The sequence below is a fragment of the Arthrobacter sp. SPT-J7 genome (assembly GCF_059089965.1).
In genome coordinates, this window is sequence record NZ_JBNHFF010000003.1 from 416,165 (window position 1) to 438,356 (window position 22,192).

General features: G+C 65.3%; 20 protein-coding genes and 1 tRNA gene. 13 read left to right on the forward strand and 8 right to left on the reverse strand.

Annotation, left to right across the window (positions count from 1 at the left end; all coding sequences use genetic code 11):
- The first annotated feature begins 38 nt into the window (after nt 1–38).
- The gene (locus tag AC5RWX_RS07320; protein WP_494097155.1) at nt 39–1,805 is read left to right on the forward strand and encodes an accessory Sec system protein Asp2; all 1,767 of its coding nucleotides are present in this window, start codon (nt 39–41) and stop codon (nt 1,803–1,805) included.
- 122 nt (nt 1,806–1,927) lie between these two features.
- Nucleotides 1,928–2,911, forward strand: coding sequence for an SGNH/GDSL hydrolase family protein (locus AC5RWX_RS07325; protein ID WP_494097156.1), 984 nt, complete (start codon nt 1,928–1,930; stop codon nt 2,909–2,911).
- Nucleotides 2,912–2,956: 45 nt separating this feature from the next.
- Here AC5RWX_RS07325 and AC5RWX_RS07330 read toward each other — a convergent pair whose 3' ends face one another.
- Nucleotides 2,957–3,697: a zinc ribbon domain-containing protein gene (locus tag AC5RWX_RS07330; protein WP_493942047.1), complete on the reverse strand. Its 741-nt coding sequence runs from the start codon at nt 3,695–3,697 to the stop codon at nt 2,957–2,959.
- Between the two features lie 74 nt (nt 3,698–3,771).
- Nucleotides 3,772–4,779, reverse strand: a complete 1,008-nt coding sequence (locus AC5RWX_RS07335) for a Nif3-like dinuclear metal center hexameric protein (protein ID WP_494076961.1) — start codon at nt 4,777–4,779, stop codon at nt 3,772–3,774.
- Nucleotides 4,780–4,880: 101 nt separating this feature from the next.
- Between AC5RWX_RS07335 and msrA the strand changes: the two genes are divergently transcribed.
- The 9 genes from msrA to AC5RWX_RS07380 all read left to right on the forward strand — a co-directional run bounded on the left by msrA (nt 4,881) and on the right by AC5RWX_RS07380 (nt 13,264).
- Nucleotides 4,881–5,405 (forward strand): peptide-methionine (S)-S-oxide reductase MsrA, encoded by a 525-nt coding sequence (gene msrA / locus AC5RWX_RS07340; RefSeq protein WP_493943316.1) that lies wholly within the window; start codon nt 4,881–4,883, stop codon nt 5,403–5,405.
- Nucleotides 5,406–5,493: 88 nt separating this feature from the next.
- Nucleotides 5,494–6,429: a cysteine synthase A gene (gene cysK, locus AC5RWX_RS07345; protein ID WP_493942044.1), complete on the forward strand. Its 936-nt coding sequence runs from the start codon at nt 5,494–5,496 to the stop codon at nt 6,427–6,429.
- Nucleotides 6,430–6,510: 81 nt separating this feature from the next.
- The gene (gene epsC, locus AC5RWX_RS07350) at nt 6,511–7,098 is read left to right on the forward strand and encodes a serine O-acetyltransferase EpsC (RefSeq protein ID WP_136786967.1); all 588 of its coding nucleotides are present in this window, start codon (nt 6,511–6,513) and stop codon (nt 7,096–7,098) included.
- A gap of 45 nt (nt 7,099–7,143) precedes the next feature.
- Nucleotides 7,144–8,130 (forward strand): diaminopimelate dehydrogenase, encoded by a 987-nt coding sequence (locus AC5RWX_RS07355; RefSeq protein ID WP_493943317.1) that lies wholly within the window; start codon nt 7,144–7,146, stop codon nt 8,128–8,130.
- A 187-nt stretch (nt 8,131–8,317) separates the two neighbouring features.
- Nucleotides 8,318–8,842 carry a DUF1360 domain-containing protein gene (locus AC5RWX_RS07360; RefSeq protein ID WP_493943318.1) on the forward strand — a complete coding sequence of 175 codons (525 nt, stop codon included), beginning with the start codon at nt 8,318–8,320 and terminating at the stop codon, nt 8,840–8,842.
- Between the two features lie 405 nt (nt 8,843–9,247).
- Nucleotides 9,248–9,853 (forward strand): DUF1326 domain-containing protein, encoded by a 606-nt coding sequence (locus AC5RWX_RS07365; RefSeq protein WP_493943319.1) that lies wholly within the window; start codon nt 9,248–9,250, stop codon nt 9,851–9,853.
- Nucleotide 9,854: 1 nt separating this feature from the next.
- Nucleotides 9,855–10,628 carry a DUF2182 domain-containing protein gene (locus AC5RWX_RS07370; RefSeq protein ID WP_493943320.1) on the forward strand — a complete coding sequence of 258 codons (774 nt, stop codon included), beginning with the start codon at nt 9,855–9,857 and terminating at the stop codon, nt 10,626–10,628.
- Between the two features lie 178 nt (nt 10,629–10,806).
- Nucleotides 10,807–11,790, forward strand: a complete 984-nt coding sequence (locus tag AC5RWX_RS07375) for a sunset domain-containing protein (RefSeq protein ID WP_494097157.1) — start codon at nt 10,807–10,809, stop codon at nt 11,788–11,790.
- 181 nt (nt 11,791–11,971) lie between these two features.
- The gene (locus AC5RWX_RS07380; RefSeq protein ID WP_493943322.1) at nt 11,972–13,264 is read left to right on the forward strand and encodes a hypothetical protein; all 1,293 of its coding nucleotides are present in this window, start codon (nt 11,972–11,974) and stop codon (nt 13,262–13,264) included.
- A gap of 146 nt (nt 13,265–13,410) precedes the next feature.
- Here the strand turns inward: AC5RWX_RS07380 and gnd are convergent, their stop codons facing one another.
- The gene (gene gnd, locus AC5RWX_RS07385) at nt 13,411–14,847 is read right to left on the reverse strand and encodes an NADP-dependent phosphogluconate dehydrogenase (RefSeq protein WP_494097158.1); all 1,437 of its coding nucleotides are present in this window, start codon (nt 14,845–14,847) and stop codon (nt 13,411–13,413) included.
- 128 nt (nt 14,848–14,975) lie between these two features.
- Nucleotides 14,976–15,197 (reverse strand): hypothetical protein, encoded by a 222-nt coding sequence (locus AC5RWX_RS07390; protein ID WP_494097159.1) that lies wholly within the window; start codon nt 15,195–15,197, stop codon nt 14,976–14,978.
- Nucleotides 15,198–15,572: 375 nt separating this feature from the next.
- Here AC5RWX_RS07390 and AC5RWX_RS07395 point away from each other — a divergent pair, with 375 nt between their 5' ends.
- Nucleotides 15,573–16,520: a DUF4230 domain-containing protein gene (locus tag AC5RWX_RS07395; RefSeq protein WP_494097160.1), complete on the forward strand. Its 948-nt coding sequence runs from the start codon at nt 15,573–15,575 to the stop codon at nt 16,518–16,520.
- Between the two features lie 451 nt (nt 16,521–16,971).
- On the opposite strand, the gene AC5RWX_RS07400 is transcribed toward AC5RWX_RS07395, so the two are convergent.
- From AC5RWX_RS07400 to AC5RWX_RS07415, 4 genes are all read right to left on the reverse strand, one after another.
- Nucleotides 16,972–17,044, reverse strand: a tRNA-Val gene (locus AC5RWX_RS07400).
- A 240-nt stretch (nt 17,045–17,284) separates the two neighbouring features.
- A complete protein-coding gene (locus tag AC5RWX_RS07405; protein WP_494097161.1) occupies nt 17,285–18,118 on the reverse strand; it encodes an NAD-dependent protein deacetylase in 834 nt (277 codons plus the stop codon).
- A 5-nt stretch (nt 18,119–18,123) separates the two neighbouring features.
- Complete coding sequence (locus tag AC5RWX_RS07410; RefSeq protein WP_494097162.1) at nt 18,124–18,588, reverse strand: peroxiredoxin; 465 nt, start codon at nt 18,586–18,588, stop codon at nt 18,124–18,126.
- Nucleotides 18,585–19,007 (reverse strand): DUF3052 domain-containing protein, encoded by a 423-nt coding sequence (locus AC5RWX_RS07415; protein WP_493942126.1) that lies wholly within the window; start codon nt 19,005–19,007, stop codon nt 18,585–18,587. The genes AC5RWX_RS07410 and AC5RWX_RS07415 overlap by 4 nt, the downstream gene beginning before the upstream one ends.
- A 417-nt stretch (nt 19,008–19,424) precedes the next feature.
- Between AC5RWX_RS07415 and aceE the strand changes: the two genes are divergently transcribed.
- Nucleotides 19,425–22,166 carry a pyruvate dehydrogenase (acetyl-transferring), homodimeric type gene (gene aceE, locus AC5RWX_RS07420; RefSeq protein WP_494076972.1) on the forward strand — a complete coding sequence of 914 codons (2,742 nt, stop codon included), beginning with the start codon at nt 19,425–19,427 and terminating at the stop codon, nt 22,164–22,166.
- Nucleotides 22,167–22,192 lie beyond the last annotated feature (26 nt).

The following is a 22,192-nucleotide window of genomic DNA, read 5'->3' on the forward strand; positions in this document are numbered from 1 at the left end:
TTCCATAGCGTTCATCCGGGCGCGGTAGCTTCGTCGGCATGCCTCAAAGCGAACACGACTTTCTGCACAATGGCGTGCTGGTGGAATACAAGACGCGCGAAGCCAAGCAGGACCGGCGCCACCTGATCGTCATGTTCACGGGGCTCCGCCCGCGGGATACTTACGACTTCGACGGTCAGTCCACACAGGAGAACCAAGCCAACTGGCTGTGGATTAAAGACAAGTTCGGGCCGCAGCCCGCCTACACGCTGTGCCGTGACATGAACTTCGCCGTCGAGGATGCGGTGATTGCGCTGATCGACGCGGAACTGCTGCGGCTGGGCCTGAGCCGCAAGGAGTGCACGCTGGCGGGCATTTCCAAGGGCGGTTTCCCCGCACTGTATTACGGCATCAAGTACAACTTCGGCAATATCATCGCCTGCGCCCCGCAAATCTACGTCGGCACGCACACCCGGCGGAACCGGCCCAAGACCTTTGCGCACATGACCGGGGACGGCGGGGACCGGGAGCAGGAAGTGCTCGACGCGCTGATTCCGGACGCCGTTGCCGCCGACCAGGGCACGGACAAGAACATCTACCTTTTCAGCTCCCGGCAGGACCAGTCGCACGCGGCGCAGACCGGCCGGGCGCTAGCGCTGTTCGCCAAGTACCCGAACTTCAACTACATCGAGACGGACTCAGACCTGGTCTGGGACCATGCCGGGGAAATCCGCTACAACCTGCCGCTGATGCTCTCCATCATGGCCGCCGTGGCCGACAACACCCCGCCGCGGTTTGGCAGAGTGCGCAACGGCTACCGGATGCCGTCCCAGACGCGCGACGAACTGCTGTCGCGGCAGCGGGAGGCCGGCGCCGCCGTCGCCAATCTCACCGGGGTGCGGCTGGCCGGGTCGGTGTTCTTCCCGGAGGGTGTGGGGTTCCTGCGCGGACACGACATCCGAAGCCGCTCCTCGCTGGCCGCCGCACTTGTCCTGTCCGGCGACAGCCTCCGGCAGGAGCACGCGCTGGCCGGGGCCGGTGATCCGGCAATCCCGTTCAGGTACTACGAGGAAGCCGCCTGCGACTACAAGCTGGCGAAGTTCACCTCCCCGGACAGACGCGGCATTGATCTGGCCGGGCTGCCGGCGGGAACGTACCAGCTGCGGCTGCGGCTGGCGGTCCCCGGACGGGAGGCCGAGCTGCCACTGGCCTCCAGCACACCGCTCTACACCGAATCACAGCTGGACGGACGGCTGTACCGCTTCCGCACCCGGCCTGGCCGCGCCGTGCTGGATGTGCGGCCGGTCCTCGGCACCGCACCGCAGGAGGCCTACTTCCGGCTGCGCACCAGCTGGGCCCGCGGCCCCCGGGTCCACCTGGACGGGGATTTCGCCGTCCGCGGCGTGGAAATCCCCGACAGCAAGGCCGCCCGCTACTACCTGGTGCTGCACGGACCCGCCGGCACCCAGGCCTTCACCCTGGCCGCCGGCGGATTCCGCGGCGACCCGAACGTCTTCGGCGACGCACTCAGCGACTACTCCGGCGCGCACTTCGGCACCCGCAAAGGCGCCGGCGTCGACATCTCGGCACTGCCGCCGGGCACATACCACGCCTCCGTCAGCCTCAGCTGCGCCGGCGGACTCTACGCCCTCCCCACCGGCAAAACCGTCCACATCCACCCAGCCGACGCCGAAGGCACCACTGCCTCCCTGCACCACACCGCTCCCTTGGCGCGCCGGGGTTTGGGTTCGTTCCGGCCGAGGGAACTGCAGCGGAAGATTCGACGGAAGATCAGACGGCGGCTGTCCCGCCTGGTGCTGAGGTGAACAGCTCCGGCTGCACTTTATCCGCAGCGTGCTGAGGGCCTATATTGGGCGTGCGCTCGAACGGCGCCATTTATCGGTGACAGGGGCACTGCCACTGCCGGTCTGACCGAACGGGAGGCATGATGTCCTCGATTCAGCGCCCCGTCCGGCGCCGAGCCGTACTGGGCCTGGTACTGGCCGCGGTCCCCTGCGCGGTAGCTGCCGATCTTCCCGGCAGTCCGGCGGTTCCGATGACGGCCGGCCTGTTGCGCTCGGGCGCGCTGGAGATGGCCTGCTGGGGTTCGTCGACAGCTGCAGGAATGTTCCGGGAATTGTCGTCCCTGGCCTCTGCCTACGGGATGACGTACTTCAATGGCGGCGCCGGCGGGCAGACCGCTGAACAGATTCTCGCCCGGCTGGGGTCCCGGCCGGCGCGCTTTGATGCCGGTGCCGTACCGTCCTCCGGCTCCGTCCTCCTGACCTCGCCGTCGATGAGCGCCGAGGGTGCTGCATCGTTCAGCGCTGTGGGCACCCTTGCGGGCGTCCCGGGTAAGCTGTCCAAGGCCCACGGCGCTCAGCCTGGCTACAGCTTCCGCCGGAGCGAGCCCGGCAAGCGCGCGCCGTTCCGTGACGGCACACCGTTTATCCCGGCCGAAGGCAGGTTGTTCCGGGACGGCATCAGCCACCTGAGCATTGGCAAGAACAACCTCACCGGCAACCACCGGGCAACGACGGACCCGGACACCATCATCGAATGGACGGAGGCGGCTGACGGGTGGCTTTCCGACGCCGGCGGGCACGTGCTGGTCTGGGGACAGTTCGTCAATACCGGGACACCGGCAGCGTCGCCTGTGCGCCGGCGCGTCGACCGGGTGAACGATGCCCTGAAGTCGCGGTACGGCCCCCGGTTCCTGGACTTGGACCGCCTGCTGACCCATACGGGGATCTGGGAGATGACAGGCATCCAACCGACGCCGGAGGACCTGCTGGAACAGGCTAGGGGCAACAAGCCGCCCAGTCTCTCCAGCAACAGTGCACACCTGAACGCGGAGGGCTATGCGGTCCTGCGGGGCGTTATCGAGGACAAGCTCGGAAACCTGGGCTGGCTTCCGCAACCACACAACTAGTTCGCTAGCGGCGGTCTCCGTGCGAGACCGGCCCGAAGATGACCGCTAGCTGCCCCACTCCTCCGAGCGGATGAGGATGCAGCCGGAGTCGGGGCAGAAGACGATGTCGTCCGGGGCGGCCTTGCGGATGTCGGCCAGGTCGCCGGCGCTGAGCTGCATGCCGGAGCCCTCGGACTTGCCGTGGAACAGGCGGGCGGCACCGATGCCGCGGTGGGCCAGGGTCTTTTCATAGACGGCCAGCAGGGCAGGTTCGAAGCCGGCGGCCAGTACCTTGCGGTCCGCCGACACCGTGCCGCGTTCGTTTTCAATCGCGGCGAGTTCGTCGTCGCGGGTACGTTCCAGGCCGGACAGTTCCTCGCGCAGCTGGTCGTTGGCCTGCTGGTGCTCGGTTTGCCGGGTCCGGAGCGTCTCCAGCCGCTCCATTACTTCCAGCTCCACGTCTTCCAGATCGCTGCGGCGCTTGTTCAACGACACCAGTTCATGCTGCAGCGCGGTGAGGTCCTTGGGCGTGCCCGATCCGCTATCCAGCCGCTTCTGGTCGCGTTCGATCCGCGACTGGACGGTTTCCACGTCCGCTTCGGCGCGCTTCAGTTCACGCTCGGTGTCCGCGATCTCGGTGTTCAGGGCGACCAGCGAGGAGTCGGCAGCGGCCAGCTTCTGCGCCAGCGCGTCGATCTCGGCGTTCTTGGCAGTGGCTGCAGCGCGGCGGCTCAGCTGGGTGAGCTTGCCATCGAGTGCCTGCAGGTCGAGCAACCTCAGTTGCTCGGAAGCCGGTGCCTTCGCCATGTACGTCCTTTCAACACGCTGCGGAACCGTTGCGGTTCAGCCTCGTCCTAGCCTACCGTCCGGACGCGGCGCTGTTAGCCCGGCGTGAGGACGAAATCCCACGGATCGGTGTTGGTGTGACTGACCTTGACCTCCACCGTGTACCCCTGGTCGGTCAGGACGTTGTCCAGCGCCGCCGACGCCGGGGTCAGCCAGAGCCATTCGCTGCCGAAATGCGAGACGTCGATCAGGTACGGCCGGCCGTCCACTGTTCCTTCGCGGGCCTCGGAGGCCGGATGGTGGCGCAGATCTGCCGTGACATAAACGTCAGCCCGGGATGCCCGGACCTGGTCGAACAGCGAGTCGCCGGCGCCTCCGCAGACGGCCACGCTGCGGATGATTCCGTTGCGGTCGCCGGCCACCTTCACTCCCCCGGCGACGGCCGGCAGGATGCTGAACACTTGCTCGGCGAACTCGCCCAGGGTCCTGGCTTCCGCCAACTCACCCACCCGGCCAATGCCTTCCTCCGGCAAACCGTTGTCGGCCGGCGCCAGTGGCCGCACGTCCTGCAGGCCGAGGGCATCGGCCAGCACGTCGGAGACGCCGCCCACGGCGCTGTCCCCGTTGGTGTGCACGGTGACCAAGGCGCAGCCGTTCTCGATCAGCCGGTGCACGGCGTCGCCCTTGAAGCTGGAGGTGGCCACCGAATTGACCGGCTTCAGCAGCAGCGGGTGGTGCGTGACCAGCAGGTCGGCGCCCCACTCGATGGCTTCGGTGATCACGTCCGCGGTGGGGTCCACGGCGAACAGGATCTTCCGCACGTCGGCCGACGGCCGTCCGACGACGGGGCCGACGGCGTCCCACTGCTCCGCCAGCGATTCGGGCCACAGTTCCTCGATCGCCAGCAGCACATCGCCAAGGACCGGCGTCTTCGGGTGCTCTTCGACCGGAGCGCCGGCTTCAGTGCCCGCCGGGGCTTCGGGACCCGCCGGGGCTTCGGTACCCGCTGCAGTCTCGGCACCTGCCGGGGTTGCGGTTCCCGTTGAAGTTGTGGATCCCGCGGGAGCGTCGCCCCCGGTGCGCGGCTGTTCGTCGTCGACCATAGTCCTTTTCTACCCCATCCGTTTCCGGCCCGCCTACACGCTCTGAGCGTAAGACTTCACGCCCCGGGAACATTCCAGGGCTCCGTGACATTGTTTAACCCATGAAGACTTTTGTGCTTGGCGGTGGCTGCTTCTGGTGCCTGGACGCGGTCTACAACATGACCCGCGGCGTCACGGAGGTGGTCTCCGGCTACACCGGCGGCTCGGTGAAGAACCCGTCCTATGAGGCGGTCTGCGCCGGCATCACCGGACATGCCGAGGTTGTCGCCGTCACTTTCGACGAGGCGGTGGTTCCCGAGGAGGTCATCCTCGGTTTGTTCTTCGCCTCGCATAACCCCACCACGTTGAACCGCCAAGGGTACGACGTCGGCACGCAATACCGCTCCTCGATGTTCTACATCGACGACGAGCAGAAGCAGACCTTCGTTTCAGCCATTGAGCGCGCCCAGCCTGACTGGCAGGACCCGATCGTGACCGAAGTGGTCCGGCTGCCGGAGTTCTACCCGGCGGAGGATTACCACCAGAACTTCTACGCCAAGCATCCGCACGTCGGCTACTGCCAGGTGATCATCAATCCCAAGCTGGCCAAGGCCCGAAAATATTACGCCGAATGGCTCACCGCATAACAGGCGGTTCAGCGGCCTGACTAGGCTTGAAGAAGTTTTGTTACTCCCATCTCTGTAGCGGCCTCCGGGCCAGAAGGCAGGAACACCCATGTCACCGATTTACGACGACGTCACCCAGGTTGTGGGACGCACCCCGCTGGTGCGCCTAAACCGGCTCACCGAAGGCCTGCCGGCCCAGGTGGCCGTGAAGTTGGAGTTCTACAACCCGGCCAACTCGGTGAAGGACCGGATCGGCGTGGCCATCGTTGACGCGGCCGAGAAGGCCGGAGCGCTGAAGCCGGGCGGCACCATCGTGGAGGGCACGTCCGGCAACACCGGCATCGCGCTGGCCATGGTCGGCGCTGCCCGCGGCTACAAGGTCATCCTGACCATGCCGGAGACCATGTCCACCGAACGCCGGGTGATGCTGCGCGCCTTCGGTGCCGAAATCGTGCTGACCCCGGGCTCCGAGGGCATGCGCGGCGCGGTGGAGAAGGCCAAGGAAATCGTGGCCCACACCGAAAACTCCATCTGGGCGCAGCAGTTCGCCAATGAGGCCAACCCGCTGATCCACCGCACCACCACCGGCGAGGAAATCTGGGCCGACACCGACGGCAAGGTGGACATCCTGGTGGCCGGCATCGGCACCGGCGGCACCATCACCGGCGCCGGCGGCCTGCTCAAGGAGCGCAAGCCCGGCGTGCAGATCATCGCCGTCGAACCGGAAGACTCCGCCATCCTCACCGGCGGCAATCCCGGCCCGCACAAGATCCAGGGCCTCGGCGCGAACTTCATTCCGGAGGTGCTGGACACCAGCGTCTACGACGAAGTGCTGGATGCACCGACGTCGGCCTCGGTCGCCGTCGCCCGCGATCTGGGCATCAAGGAAGGCATCCTCGGCGGCATCTCCTCCGGTGCGGCGGTCTGGGGCGCGCTGGAAGTGGCCAAGCGCCCGGAGAACGCCGGTAAGCTGATCGTGGCCGTGGTGCCCGACTTCGGTGAGCGTTACATTTCCACGCTCCTGTACGACGACATCCGCGGCTAACCATTCCCTGCGCCAAGCGGGCTGCGGCGGGCCCAGTGTCCGGCCCGCCCGCCCGGCGCGATGTCCGATCAGAAAGAGCACATGGGTTTCCTAGCGCGACTGCGTGAAGACCTCGAGGCCGCCCGGTCGCACGACCCGGCGGCCCGGGGCCGCGTCGAGAATTTTCTGGCCTACTCCGGATTGCATGCCATCTGGATCCACCGGCTGACCCACAAGATGTGGGCCAATCCGTCGCTGCGGTTGCCGGCCCGGCTGATCTCGCAGGCCGGCCGTTTCCTAACCGGCATCGAAATCCACCCCGGCGCGACCATCGGCCGCCGGTTCTTCATCGACCACGGCATGGGCGTGGTGATCGGCGAAACCGCCGAAATCGGCGAGGACGTGATGATCTACCACGGCGTCACCCTCGGCGGCCGCTCGCTGGCCAAGGTCAAGCGCCACCCCACCATCGGCGACCGCGTGGTGATTGGCGCCGGCGCCAAGGTACTGGGACCCGTGGTCATCGGCGCGGACAGCGCGATCGGGGCCAACGCCGTCGTCGTGAAGGACGCCCCGCCGGAATCCATCATCACCGGCATTCCGGCTACCTTCCGGCACCGGGACCCGCAGCGCGAAACCAAGCCTGCTGTGGACCCGGCCGAATACATCGATCCGGCGATGTGGATCTAACACCCACTGCCTGACAACCGTTGAACCTGACGAGAGGACGCACCCTTGGGTGAATCGATTCGCATTGGCATTGCCGGCTACGGAAACCTGGGCCGCGGCGTGGAGGCCGCGGTGGCCAAGAACCCTGACATGAAGCTGGAGGGGGTCTTCACCCGGCGGAACCCCGCGGATGTGGCCACGCTGCGCGGGGAGACCTCTGTGTACGCGATGGATGACCTCGCCGAGTACGAGGACCGCATCGACGTGCTGATTCTGTGCGGCGGCTCCAAGGAAGACCTGCCGCAGCAGGGGCCGGTGATGGCGGCCCGTTTCAACACGGTGGACAGCTTCGACACGCATGCCCGCATCCCGGAGTACTTCGAGACCGTCGACGCCCCGGCGCGCGCTGCTGGGAAAACCGCGCTCATTTCGGCCGGATGGGACCCCGGCATGTTTTCGATCAACCGGGTCTTAGGCGAAGCCCTGCTGCCCGACGGCGACACCTACACGTTCTGGGGCCGCGGGCTGAGCCAGGGCCACTCCGACGCCATCCGCCGGGTTCCCGGTGTAGCCGCCGGCGTCCAGTACACGCTGCCGTCGGAGCCTGCCATCGAGCAGGTCCGCAACGGCAGCCGCCCGCAACTGGAAACCCGGCAGAAGCACACCCGCGAATGCTTCGTGGTGCTGGCCGACGGCGCCGACCCTGCGTCGGTCCGCGAGGCCATCGTGACCATGCCGCACTACTTTGACCAGTACGACACCGAAGTCCACTTCATCACCGCCGACGAACTGGCCCGCGACCACAGCGCGATGCCGCACGGCGGCATGACCATCCGCAGCGGCAACACCAGCGACGAGCACGCGCAGGTCATCGAATACGGCCTCACGCTGGAGAGCAACCCGGAATTCACCGCCAGCGTCCTCGTGGCCTACGCCCGGGCGGTCCACCGACTGAACCAGCAAGGCCAGTTCGGTGCCGTGACCGTCTTCGACGTCCCGCCCGGCCTGCTCTCCCCCAAGTCGGCCGCTCAACTGCGCGCCGAGCTGCTCTAGCCCTCGACTTAGCAATCCAGCTGGCTGAAATCGGCACCTCCTTAACTTTCCGGGGAGGGGCCGATTTCCGCTTAACCGGGCGGATTTTGCCCGTCGGTCGTGCAATTCCTACGGTGTCCCGCCCTGTTGCCGGTCCCGGGGCGCGGATACACTCGCCGCACGTACCAATTCGGAAGGCAAGCACCACATGGCTCAGGAAAACGCTAAGGGATTACGGGCACTGCTGCGGCGAGAGAAGGACGAATACACCCACGGAGAGCACAGGCCGCTGGGCTCATTCTTGTTGTTGATGGGCGTGCATGGCACAGGCCTCGCATTGGGGACAGCAGCCGTCCGCCGCTCCGGCCGCACCCTGCCGGGCACACCCCGGTGGAGCGATCTGGCGCTTATTTCCGTTGCCACCCACAAGCTCTCCCGCCTGCTGACCAAGGCCCCGGTGACCAGCCCGCTGCGGGCTCCCTTTACTACCTTCGAAGGGCAGAGCGGGGCAGCCGAACTGGCTGAAGGCGTACGCGGCTCCGGACCACGGAAGGCCATTGGCGAACTGCTGACGTGTCCTTTCTGCCTGGGCCAATGGGTGGCCAGCGGCTTTGTCTTCGGCCTGCTGTTAGCTCCCAAACCGACCCGGTGGACCGCGGCCCTGTTCACCGCCGAATTCGGTTCCGATCTCCTCCAGTTCTTCTACTCCAAGGTGCAGAAGTCTGCGTCATAACGATCGACTGCAGGCAAGGCTGCGATTGGAAGCCGTCGGCCAGATCGACAGCGCGGAGCGCAGGGGGATCAGCAAACAAGCGGGCCAACACGCGAGCGGCTCCAACCCCGCGGCAGTCCCCGAGGCCGTCGTGACCACGCCGCACTACTCTAACCAGTACGACAACGCAGTCCACTTCATCACTGCCGAGCGCTCCAGACCGGCCCTACGTCCGCAGCGAATCCAGTAGCGGCCATGCCGGCCCTCCTCTACCAGGACCGCCGCGAGAGATGAAGCCGGCGGTGGTTCTGGCTGCCAGGTACATCGGCCGGCAATGTGGATATGACCGCCGTTACCGGCTTGTTGACCGGTTTTTTGCAGCGGAGGACAATTCGAGGAGGGGTGTCTCTTTGAAGGGAGCCTCGAATGTCCTGGCACATCGAAGGTACATACTTCGAAAACTGCAATTGTGACATGATCTGCCCGTGTACGACTTCGGGTATGACCGCGGCTGCGGATAACGAGCGCTGCAAGGTCGCATTGGCCTTCCACGTAGATACCGGGGAAGTTGACGGCATCGACGTCTCCAACCTGACCGTCTGCATCGTGGCCGATACTCCGGCCGTGATGAGCGAAGGTGGCTGGAAGGTGGGCGTGCTGATGGACGCCTCCGCGTCCGAAGAACAGGCCCAGGCCCTCGGCGCCGTCTTTGGCGGCCAGCGGGGCGGACCCATGGCGGGCGCGGCTCCGCTGATCGGTGAGATGGCCGGCATGGACCTGGTCGACATGAACTACTCCGACGATGGACGCCGGCACCAGGTCCGGGCCGGCGGCGGGGTCGACATCGCCGTCGAGGACTTCGTGTCGCATCTGGACCCGACCGGGCAAGGAGTGAAGGTGAGCGGCGTGGGCTTCCCAGCCGACCCGCTGGGCGCCGGCACAGCAACCGCCGCGCGCGTCGACGTATTCGGGATGACCTGGGACAACGCGGGCAAGAACTCCTTTTCAGCCCCCTTTACCTGGTCAGCCTAGGATGCCAGGTCGCGTTTTTCCTGCCGTACGCTTCCGTCCGGGTCTGCTCGCCCTCATTGGCTGCGCCCTGATTGCCTGGTTCCTCACGGTGCAACTGGCCGCCGGGATGCCGCCGGGCCCGGGCACTATGGGGCTGGGGCTGGCCGGTTTCCTCGCTGGCTGGGCGCTGATGATGACCGCGATGATGCTGCCGTCGCTGGCCCCGCTGCTCTCCGTGTACCTGAGATCCATCCGCGCGGAGCAAAGCAGCCGGGTCCATGCCGTCCGGACCGCCGCTCTGGCGGCTGGATACCTGCTCACCTGGACCGGCTTCGGCATCCTGGCGTACGTCGTGTCCCTGCTGGGCGGCACGCTGGCCACCGATGCCCCGGTGGCTGCGGCTTGGGTCGGTGCAGGACTGCTGGTGGCCGCGGGCATCTACCAACTGACGCCGCTGAAGAACTTCTGCCTGCGGCACTGCCGCTCGCCGGTGGCCTTCCTGCTGCATGTATCCAGCTATAAGGGGGCGTTCCGCGACGTGCGTGTGGGCCTGTACCACGGGCTGTACTGCGTGGGCTGCTGTTGGGGGCTGATGCTGGTGCTGATCACCGTCGGCGTCATGAATCTGGCCTGGATGGCCGCCATTGCGGCCGCCGTCCTGCTGGAAAAGACCTGGCGCCACGGAATCGTCTTCAGCCGGGCGACCGGCGCAGCGCTGATTGCCTTCGCCTGCTTCGTTCCGGCCCATCCCTGGCTGCTGCCCGGGCTGTATATGGCCCCGGAAATGATGATGTAGGCTGCGCGGGCGGCCGCCCCCGGAAAATCCGGCAGGTTCGGGCTTTACTCCGCCGGCGGCGGAGCAGAGCATGTCGCTGCCTTGGGGGTAGCTGAACGGCTTCGAGGCCAACAGCTCCTGACGGACGTCCTCGACGAAGCCTTGGGGCACTGTCGCTGCGCGCACCCGCATTCGTCTTGTGACTTGGCATACGATTATCACCGTCAAACTATTAACCTGGCTTAGCCCGGGAAAGTTGGGGAAATTGAAACTCGCATCGTTCATGCGTGGCATGGCGGCCTCAGCTGCCGCAGTCTCGCTTCTCTTTGGTTCGGTCTCCGCCGCCCACGCGGCACTATTGCCAGCTACAACGCCCATAGCGGATATGACCGTCGACGAAACGGTTCCGACTCGCGCGCCCACGACGAGCCTAGCCATCAAGAAGATCGCTAGCCCGGTGGCGCCCGTCAAGGGAACGGCAACCGTGAAGCCGGCGCTTTCCACCGCTGGATGGATCACCGTCACCTCAACGGTCCTGACGGTCAAGCAGGGCAACAAGACCGTGGTCAAGAACAAGACCAAGGCGAAGCTTAAAGCAGGCACGTACTCGGTGAAGATCGCCGTAAAGTACAAGACTTATGCCATGGAGGATGGCCAGCCGGTCTACTCCTCTTCCAAGAGCACTAGCAAGACCCAGAAACTGGTCGTTCGCAATGCCGTGGCAGTGAAGGCGATCGCCGGCAAGAAGGTCCCGTACAACGGCAAGGCGACCATCAAGCCGAACGTTACTGCTGCCAAGGGCGTGAAGGTCGTTGCCAAGACCCTGACCGTCAAGCTGGGCAACAAGACCGTGGCTAAGAACAAGAAATTGGCTTCGCTCAAAGCGGGCAAGTACAAAGTCACGACCACCGTAAAGTACCGCCTGCCGTCATCAGCCTCCACACGCACCGCTACGAAGACCCAGTGGCTGACCATCAAGTCGGGCAAGAAGCCCGGCCGCATCGCAGGCTCGGGCAGCCGGAACTGCCCGTCGGGCTACCCGGTTAAGGGGAACCAAAGCTCATCCGGCGAGTGGATTTATCACGTTCCGGGTGGCGGTTCTTACTCGATTACGAACCCAGAAGAGTGCTTCACGACAGGAGCCGCAGCCAGCGCAGCTGGCTACCGCGCTGCACGGAACTAGCGGATGTTCCGGACTGGGGCGCAATGACGCACCAGTCCGTGTTGCTAAAAAGCCGCTGACTGCGCACGGAGTGCTCCCGGACCGTGAGGGCCGGCCGGAGCGGCCGGATGCATTTTCTCGAAAGACAACGAAGAGCAAGCCGTCGCAATCCCATCACTCAAGGACTAGAGAGGACCTAGCGATGACTGAAGTTGAAACCAACAACCTTGAGGCGGAGCTCATCGACGAGGACGCCGCGCGTGACATCGCCAAGGCTGTCAGCGCCCGCCACTCGATCGCGCGCAAATATGTTATGCGGCTTCGCCGGCGGCGTCCGGACGCGACACCGGCCGAATTGATCCGTTTGCTCGAGCGCCACTACGCGGCCTCGGTTAGCACCGCAGGTGCTCTCATTTCCGCCGGTGCAATCGCCGCTGATGTGGGAATCGCGATGATCCCTGGCGTTGGGGCCGCGGCAGCCGGTGCCAAAAGCGTCGGCCAACAGGCTGCCAAGAAGGCCTCCAAGGAAGCCGTGAAGGTTGCGGCCAAGCAGACAGCGAAGATGGCTGCGAAGAACATGGCCCTCAGCACGGCGAAAACTGGCGCTCAGCGCGTAGCCGCGCTCCTCCCGGCTGGGGATGAGCAGTTGCAGTTCGAGATTACCGCGATCTTCGGACTTGCAATCGCCGACATCCACGGAATGAACCTGGATCAGGATCAGGCTCACGCCCTTGTCTACGGCCTGACAAATGATCGTGTGAGCCAGAAGCAGATCGCGAAGATGGCTACCGATCTTGCGAGCGTGTCTGCAGAAGGTGCCGTCGGCGTTGGTCAAAAAGTAGCTGCTGGCCGCGCGGATTGGTCCCACTGGGCAACCACGCTAGCGGACACGCTTCCCGCGGGGTCAGCGCAGAGTCTTGTTCGGACCATTCAAACAGGGCAGCTCGACCCTGTGCGGGAGAATTTGACCGGGAAACAGCAGGCAGCGGTCGATTACGGAGTCGGGGCCGTGGCGGGTGGCGTCACGCGCTTCGTCTTCGGTGGCGAGGTCATCAAAGCGGCCCGGGCCGCGTTTGGCGGTCCCCCTGATGAGTTCCCCGCTCATCTGGCCATCCCTGTAAAGGCTAACCATGACACCGATGACGGTGAGACCGAGCCGAATCGAGCTCTCGCCGCGTTAGAGGACGCGGCGAAGCTGACGGGCAACTGGGTTGCCGATACCGCCAGCACAGTCGGAGGCGGCGTCGCTACGGGAGCAGTAGCAGTTGGCACCGGCGTAGCCACCGCAGCGAGCTCGGTGACACGCGTGTTTCGGAGTGTGGACATTGACGGAGATGGAATTCCGGATGAGCCCCAGGCCCTCACTGCGGTAAAGGGGGTCGGCGGCGCCCTTGCAGGTGCAGCCGACTCGGTGGGTGGAAGTGTCGGAAGGCTGTTCAAGTCGAAGAAACGCGACAAAAAGACGACCGAGACGGACGACGCGGTCCTGGAGTAGCCGGTAGGGCAACATGTATAGGCGCGAATGCCCCGCAACTGCTTGAACAGCTGCGGGGCGTTCGTCGGTGCTAAGGATCTCCACGCGGTTGCAGAGCAACCTTGGTCGATCACCGGTGAGGGCGACTTCGGTGAGTCACCGCATGGTTAGTGGGTGTCGACGGCGGGGACTTCGGACTTGTCGCCGCTCCAGAGGGTGTGGAAGGTTCCTTCGGCGTCGGTGCGGCCGTAGGTGTGGGCACCGAACAGGTCGCGCAGGCCCTGGGTCAAGGCGGCGGGCAGGCGCTTGCGGCGCAGGCCGTCGTAGTAAGCCAGCGAGGACGAGAACACCGGCACAGGGATGCCCAGCTGGACGGCGGTGGCCACCACCCGGCGCCAGGCCGGCACGGCAGCACCGATGGCTTCGGCGAACGCCGGGGCGAAGAGCAGGTTCTCCGGCTTGGAGTCGCCGGCGTAGGCCTTCATGATGTCGTCCAGCAGTTCGGCGCGGATGATGCAGCCGGCCCGCCAAAGTGAGGCGATCTCGTCCAGCTTCAGCTCCCAGCCGTACTCGCCAGCGGCGGAGCCGAGCATGTCGATGCCTTGCGCGTAGCTGACCAGCTTCGAAGCGAACAGCGCTTGGCGCACGTCCTCGACGAAGCTCTGCGGCACCTCGACGTCCTCTTCGTGCCCGGTCAGGACATCCTGGGCGATGCCACGTTGGCCGCGCTGCGAGGACAGTCCGCGGGCGAAGACCGATTCGGCGATGCCGGACACCGGCGAACCGAGCTCCAGTGCCGAGACGACGGTCCAGCGGCCGGTGCCCTTCTGGCCGGCGGAGTCAACGACGACGTCGACGAACGGCTTTCCGGTCTTGGCGTCGGTATGGGCCAGGACCTCCGCGGTGATTTCGATCAGGAAGGACGAGAGCTCGGTCTTGTTCCAGGCGGTGAAGATCTCGGCCTGCTGCTGCGGCTCGAGGCCGGCTCCGGTGCGGAGCAGATCGTAGGCCTCGCCGATGACCTGCATGTCCGCGTATTCGATGCCGTTGTGCACCATCTTGACGAAGTGACCCGCGCCGTCGGTGCCGATCCAGCGGCAGCAGGGCTCGCCGTCGTACTTGGCAGAGATCTTTTCCAGCATGGGGCCGAGCGAGTCATAGGACTGGCGGGAGCCGCCGGGCATGATGGACGGGCCGAGCAGCGCACCCTCCTCGCCGCCGGAGACGCCGATGCCGACAAAGTGCAGGCCCTTCTCGGCCAGCGAAGCTTCGCGGCGACGGGTGTCCTCGTAGTGCGAGTTGCCGGCATCGATGACGATGTCACCTTCTTCCAGCAGCGGGACCAGCTGCTCGATCACCGAGTCCACCGGCTTGCCGGCCTTGACCATGATGAGCACGCGCCGCGGCTTCTGCAGGTTGTCCACCAGCTCCTGCAGCGTTTCGGTGCGGATGAACTCGCCCTCGTCGCCGTGCGCCTGCAGCAGCGCGTCCGTCTTTGCCACCGAGCGGTTGTGCAGGGCGACCGTGTAGCCATTGCGGGCAAAGTTCCGTGCCAGGTTGGCACCCATGACGGCCAGACCTGTCACACCGATGTGTGCGCTCATTGAATCTCCAAGTGTGGGCGGTCCCCGCGGGCAGGGACGTCAGCGAACAGCCCGAGCGGGCCGAGGTTCCTCAACAAGCCTAGTCGCGACCGGCGGCACCGGCTAAGCGTGCCGACGTTAGCTTCGGCTCATTCACCCGATGCGGTAGAGGGGCGGAAGCGCAGCCAGGCGTCAAGGGCATCATCACCGGCGGCGTCCCCTGTGGGAGCTCCCGGTCTGGCAGCGCCGTCGGCCGCGTCCTCTGCTGCTTGGACATTGGGTGTGGCGGCGAACGGAGCCTCGGGGCTGATCGCGTCCCGCTGGGTTTCTGCGAGCAGTGCGCTTTCCTCCAACAGGTCCCGCCGCGTCATCTGGCCCGGATCCTGGACTGACCACGGCCAGCGGTGTGTGCCGCAATAGGCACAGCGCCTGGACGTCACGGTGCGCGTGTGGATGAAGGTGTGGCCCGCACTGCGGCAGAATCTGTCCAATGTTGCCCCCAACGAAAACCAGCATGACCGGTACAGCCTTGCAGACAGTCAGGTGCTTGGGGAGGGTTCGGGAGCGCTGTTGCTTAACCGTTATTGCATGATGCAGCGTCCCCTCAGCCTTCGCTCAGCATCTGCGCGATCCCGTCTCTTAGAGGCCCTTTCTGGAACGCCGCGGGGGCTGATTCGTGCGGGTTTTTGCCAGGCCCTGCACCCCCGGGACGACACGTTGGAAAACTCAATGATTGTGGTTGAGAAATGCCCATCGCCATGGCAGACTGGCTCGAGGCGGTTGCCTTTGAATGCCTTGGAGCCCCCATCTCCAAGCGCTGCACCGCCGATCCCCTGGCAGTCCCGTTGATCCCCCATCTAACGGCTGCCCGAAAGGCACTGTCCCTCATTGAGGGACAGTGCCTTTCCCTTTGCCGGAAACTGCGTATTCGCCCGGCGCCGGCAGCCCGGCGTGGGTTCGCCGGCATCCTCGAACATGGGCGCTACACTGAGGCTGAATTTGGCTGCCGGCACCCGCCGGACAGGCGCATAGACAGGAACGGCATCATGTCGTTCCGCGGGCATAGAAGGGCGACGATGATCGCCAAGCTTTTCAAACGCATCGCGTTCCTAGTCGTTCTGGCAGTGGCCGCGCTCGGGGTCGTGAACATGGTTGGGTTCAATCCGTTCCAGAACAACCGGGTCGACCGAAGTCAGCCTGTGCTGTTGAAGTCGGTACAAGAGATTAGTCAGCTCCACTCAGTGGTGGGCAACTTCGAGGTGGTGCTCGACGTTGAGGACGACCCCGCTTGGCCCGGGTTCATCGCTGGACGACGCACGCTTTTTGTCGCGGCGGGCACCGTCAATTCCTATATTGATTTGTCAGATCTCGCCGACAAGGACCTGGAGCTGTCCGCGGATGGGAAGTCGCTGACCGTCAGGTTGCCAGAGCCGCAACTCGACAAGCCCAACCTCAATTTTGACCGGTCTTATATCTACGACCAGGACCGCGGCATTATGGACCGGGTGGCCGATGCGTTCAAGACGCCCGAGCAAGCCGAGTTCTACAAACTCGCTGAAACAAGAATGGCGACCGCCGCGGAGGAATCGGAGCTGCGGAAACAGGCTGCCAAAAACGCCGAAGTCCTGCTAACCGGCATGTTCAACTCGATGGGCATCCAAAACGTCACCTTCCTCGACGACGCGTCCGACTAGGCCGTGTTGAGCAAGTCGGTTTGATGCAGCCCCTCTCAAAAAACCAGTAATCACGGGTTCACTCACTCGGGTCCTGCCGGTACACGGCAGGGTTTGTGTTGACGCCAGCCCCAATGTGCAGACTTCGAGGATTCTTTGCCGAGGATTCTTGGCCGAGGTGTCTTGGAGGCGAATGCCGCAACCAGCCCAGTCTCCCAATATCGACGAGCGGCCCCGCCCCTCCCCCACGGAGGACGGGGCCGTTACCTCATCAATCCGGTTCTCCCTACCCCCATGTAGCCATCGCCGGGAGATACACGTTACACCTGCATGATGGGGCAATAGCCAAAGATCTGATCAAGACTGAACGATCCGGTATCGAGTGCACAGGTGGGTGAACCATGGGCGAGGTCGGGAACGAAGAAACCCCGCGTTTTCCCGCCAGTTTGGCGAGAGAACACGGGGTTGCAGGTGGGTCCTACCGGGATCGAACCGATGACATCCACGGTGTAAACGTGGCGCTCTACCAGCTGAGCTAAAGACCCGTTGTAATGTCGAAAGCGGGACCGCGGAGCGTTATCCGCCGCAACATCACGAGGATTTACTCTACCGGATAAATGGGCGTGAACGCCAACCAAACTTCAGTGGCAAGCAACACGATGGATCCTTAAACCTGATCGGCTGCTCAGGTGGGCTAGGGCACCATCGGCAGGCTCCGCCGTCGTCTGTTTCAGGAGCAGTTCGGGCGGACTGCTGTGGCAGTTAGCACGGGCTGCTGGAGCAGTTCAGGCGGGCTGCTGGAGCAGGCCGGGCAACTCGGCGGCCAGATAGCCCAGCGCCTCGGAGACGCCGGCCTCCAGCTTCACGTCGGCCAGGTTGTCGCCGCGGGTGGCGCCGCGGTTGATGATGACCACCGGCTTGCCGTGCTTGGCGGCGTGCCGGACAAAGCGCAGGCCGCTCATCACGGTCAGCGACGAACCGGCCACCAGCAGCGCCTCGCCGTCGTCCACCATGGCGTAGGCGGCCGCGACCCGGTCTTTGGGGACGTTCTCGCCGAAGTAGACGAAGTCCGGCTTGAGCATGCCGCCGCAGACCAGGCAGTCCGCCACCACGAAGTGGGCGGTGTGGGCCACGTCGGCGTCGGCGTCCGGGGCCACGTCGCCGTCGTCCCCGGTGGCGGCGTAGGCCGGGTTGAGTTCCTCCAGCCGGGCAGCCAACGAGGAACGGGTGGTGACGTCGCCGCAGTTAAGGCAGATGACCTGGTCAAAGCGGCCGTGCAAATCGATCACGTTCACGCTGCCGGCATCTTCGTGCAGCCGGTCCACGTTCTGTGTAATCAGGCCGCCCACCACGCCGTTGGTCTCCATCGCGGCGAGCGCGTAGTGACCGGGGTTGGGCGCGGCGTGGTGCATGTGCCGCCAGCCGACATGGTTGCGGGCCCAGTAGCGGCGGCGCAGTTCCTCGTCGCCGACGAACTGCTGGTAGGTCATCGGGGTGCGCGGCACCGAGGTGGGGCCGCGGTAGTCAGGGATGCCGGAATCGGTGCTGAGACCGGCGCCGGTCAAGACGGCCAGACGGCGTCCGGCCAAGATCTCGAGTGCCGGCGCCAGCAACTCCATGGCGGCTAAAGCTCTTTCAGCACGCGGTGGTATTCCTGGATGTCGCGGGCCTGGGCACGCGGGTTGCGGATCTCGTGCCGCAGGATGCCCTCGGCGTCGATGATGAAGGTGCCGCGCAGGGCCATGCCGGATTCCTCGTCGAACACGCCGTAGGCCTTGGCCACCTCGCCGTGTGGCCAAAAGTCGGCCAGCAGGTCGAACTCGTAGCCTTCCTGCTCGGCGAAGGCACGCAGCGCGAACTTGTGGTCCACGGAGACCGCGACGACGCGGGCGTTTTCGCTGCGGAAGGCGCCAAGGTCGTCGCGCAGCTCGCACAGTTCTCCGGTGCAGATGCCGGAGAACGCGAACGGGTAGAACACCACCACCACGTTCCCGCCGCGCAGTGCAGACAGCCGGATGGGTTCGCCGAACTGGTTGACCAGCTCGAATTCGGGCGCGGGAAGGCCCACTTGCGGTGCGGCCGCGCTCACTTGTTGGTCCGCTTGCTGACCAGCCGGTTTGCGGACCAGTCGGTGGAAACGCCGGCAGAAGTGGTCACGTGCAGGCCGGCGGTCGGCGCCGCTTCCTGCACGTCGGATGCCGGCACGTAGCCGTCGCGGCCCGACTTGGGCGTCAGCAACCACACCACGCCACCGGGGGCGAGCGTCGTCTGAGCATCGACCAGCGTGTCCACCAAGTCCCCGTCGCCGTCGCGCCACCACAGGATCGCCGCGTCAACCACGTCGTGGTCGTCCTCGGTGAGCAGCTCGGAGCCGGTGAGGTCCTCGATGTCGTCGCGCAGATCGAAGTCCACGTCCTCGTCGTAGCCGAATTCCTGGATTAGGTCTCCGTCTTTGAAACCCAAATTGCCTGCCACATTCTCTACTGCGGCGGCTTCGGCCTCGCCCACTGTGCTCCTCCTGTATGGAACGTATTGATCCGCCCACCGGAAAAAGTGAGCGTGTTGCTAGTTACAAGCCAACACCCTAATCGCCATCGCATCAAGCCACCCGCAAGACCGGGCGGAATTTTGTCACGTCGCGTCCCTCTTTTGGGGGACACAGAAGAGGGACGACGGCGGTGCGCGCGGCCTTGGTGGGTCGGGTCCGGGGGCGGCGCTAGCGGCTTAAAGAAGCGTGCGGCGGAGGCGGTCGACGGCGGTGCCCGCCCGCCGTCGTCGTAATAACTGGCATGCGGGGCTTCGGCTGCGCTGTAATGCGGTGAACAGTTAGAGTGGCAGTGAAGAATATCCTCCCGGCCGGACCTTGCGCCGGGTCGCTATGCCACGTAAAGCGCAGACACAATCTGCACGTATGAGAGGTTGGACGTGAGCGCAGGAGAAGATACCTCGCACATCCTGAGCGGGCTGACAAGCCAGCTGTCGGATCGCGATCCCGAAGAAACCGCCGAATGGATCGAATCCTTCGACGGCCTGGTGGATTCCCGGGGCACTGAACGTGCCCAATATATTGTCCGCTCCCTCCTGCAACGTGCGGGTGCGCAGAGCGTTGGCGTGCCGATGGTGACCACCACCGACTACGTGAATACCATTCCGGTGGACCAGGAACCGGAGTTCCCCGGCGACGAAGAAATCGAGCGCCGCTACCGCGCCTGGATGCGCTGGAATGCTGCCATGCTGGTGCACCGCGCCCAGCGCCCCGACATCGGAGTCGGCGGGCACATCTCCACCTACGCCGGTGCGGCCACTCTCTACGAAGTGGGCTTCAACCACTTCTTCCGCGGCAAGGACCACCCCGGCGGCGGCGACCAGGTCTTCTTCCAGGGCCACGCCTCCCCCGGCATGTACGCGCGCGCGTTCATGGAAGGCCGGCTCACCGAGGAAGACCTTGACGGCTTCCGGCAGGAAAAGTCCCGCGAGGGCCATGCCCTCCCGTCCTACCCTCACCCGCGGTCCATGCCCGAGTTCTGGGAGTTCCCGACCGTGTCGATGGGCATCGGCCCGGCCAACGCCATTTACCAGGCGCAGCTGAACCGCTACGTGCACAACCGCGGCATCAAGGACACCTCCGACCAGCATGTCTGGGCGTTCCTGGGCGACGGCGAGATGGACGAGCCGGAGTCGCGCGGCTTCCTGCAGCTGGCCGCGAACGAAAAGCTGGACAACCTCACCTTCGTGATCAACTGCAACCTGCAGCGCCTGGACGGACCGGTGCGCGGCAACGGCAAGATCATGCAGGAGCTTGAGGCCTTCTTCCGCGGCGCCGGCTGGCACGTCATCAAGGTGACCTGGGGCCGCGAGTGGGACGAGCTGCTGGCCAAGGACCGCGACGGCGCGCTGGTGGACATCATGAACTCCACCCTCGACGGCGACTACCAGACGTACAAGGCCGAGTCCGGCGGGTTCGTCCGCGAGCACTTCTTCGGCAAGACCCCGCAGACCAAGGAAATGGTTGCGGACATGACCGACGAGCAGATCTGGAACCTCAAGCGCGGCGGCCACGATTACCACAAGGTCTTTGCGGCCTACGATGCGGCCACCAAGTTCAAGGGCAAGCCGACTGTGGTGCTGGCCCAGACGGTCAAGGGCTACGGCCTGGGCACGCACTTCGAGGGCCGCAATGCGACCCACCAGATGAAGAAGCTGACCCTGCAGGACCTCAAGGACTTCCGCGACCACCTGCGGATCCCGATCAGCGACGAGCAGCTCGAAGCCGATCCGTACCGTCCGCCGTACTACCACCCGGGGCCCGACGCCCCGGAGATCAAGTACATGATGGAACGCCGCGCCGCCCTGGGCGGGGCCGTGCCGGAACGCCGGACCGAGCACAAGCCGATGCACCTGCCCGACGACAAGGCCTACGAAGTGGCCAAGCGCGGTTCCGGCAAGCAGCAGGCCGCCACCACCATGGCGTTCGTCCGGCTGTTGAAGGACCTGATGCGGGACAAGGAGTTCGGGGCCCGCGTGGTGCCGATCATTCCGGACGAGGCGCGGACCTTCGGCATGGACTCGTTCTTCCCGACCGCCAAGATCTACAACCCCAAGGGCCAGAACTACCTGTCCGTGGACCGCGATCTGGTGCTGGCGTACAAGGAGTCCCCGCAGGGCCAGATCCTGCATACCGGCATCAACGAAGCCGGCTCCACCGCCGCCTTCACCGCCGTCGGCACCTCCTACGCCACCCACGCCGAGCCGCTGGTGCCGATCTACATCTTCTACTCGATGTTCGGCTTCCAGCGCACCGGCGACTTCTTCTGGGCCGCCGCCGACCAGATGGCACGCGGCTTCGTGATCGGCGCGACCGCGGGACGCACTACCCTGACCGGCGAAGGACTGCAGCACGCCGACGGGCAGTCGCCGATCCTGGCCTCGACGAACCCGGCCGTGGTGACCTACGACCCGGCCTACGGCTACGAAATCGGGCACATCATGCGCTCCGGCCTGGAGCGCATGTACGGCGGGAACCACCCGGATCCCAACGTGATGTACTACCTGACCGTGTACAACGAGCCGATCGTCCAGCCCGCGGAACCCGAGGAACTGGACGTCGAGGGACTGGTCAAGGGCATCTACCTGCTGGCTCCGGCCAAGATCGACGGCCCGCGCACCCAGCTGCTGGCCTCCGGCGTGGCCGTGCCGTGGGCGCTTGAAGCCCAGCAGCTGCTCGCCGAGGACTGGGGCGTCTCCGCCGATGTCTGGTCGGTGACCAGCTGGAACGAGCTGCGCCGCGACGGCCTGGCCGCCGAGGAAGAAGCCTTCCTGAACCCCGGTTCGGAGCCGCGCAAGCCGTTCGTCGCGCAGCAGCTCGAAGGCGCCACCGGCCCGATCGTGGCCGTCAGCGACTACATGGCTGCCGTGCCGGACCAGATCCGGCAGTACCTGCCGAACGAGTTCGCCACGCTCGGCGCCGACGGCTTCGGGTTCTCCGACACCCGTGCCGCTGCCCGGCGCTTCTTCAAGATCGACAGCCACTCGATTGTGGTCCGGGCGCTGCAGATGCTGGCCCGGCGCGGCGAGGTGGATGCGAACGTGCCCAAGGATGCGTTCGAGAAGTACCGGCTGATGGACGTCAACGCCGGCACCTCGGGCAACGCCGGAGGCGAGTCCTAACCCGGCAACAGCGCCACTGTCCAAGC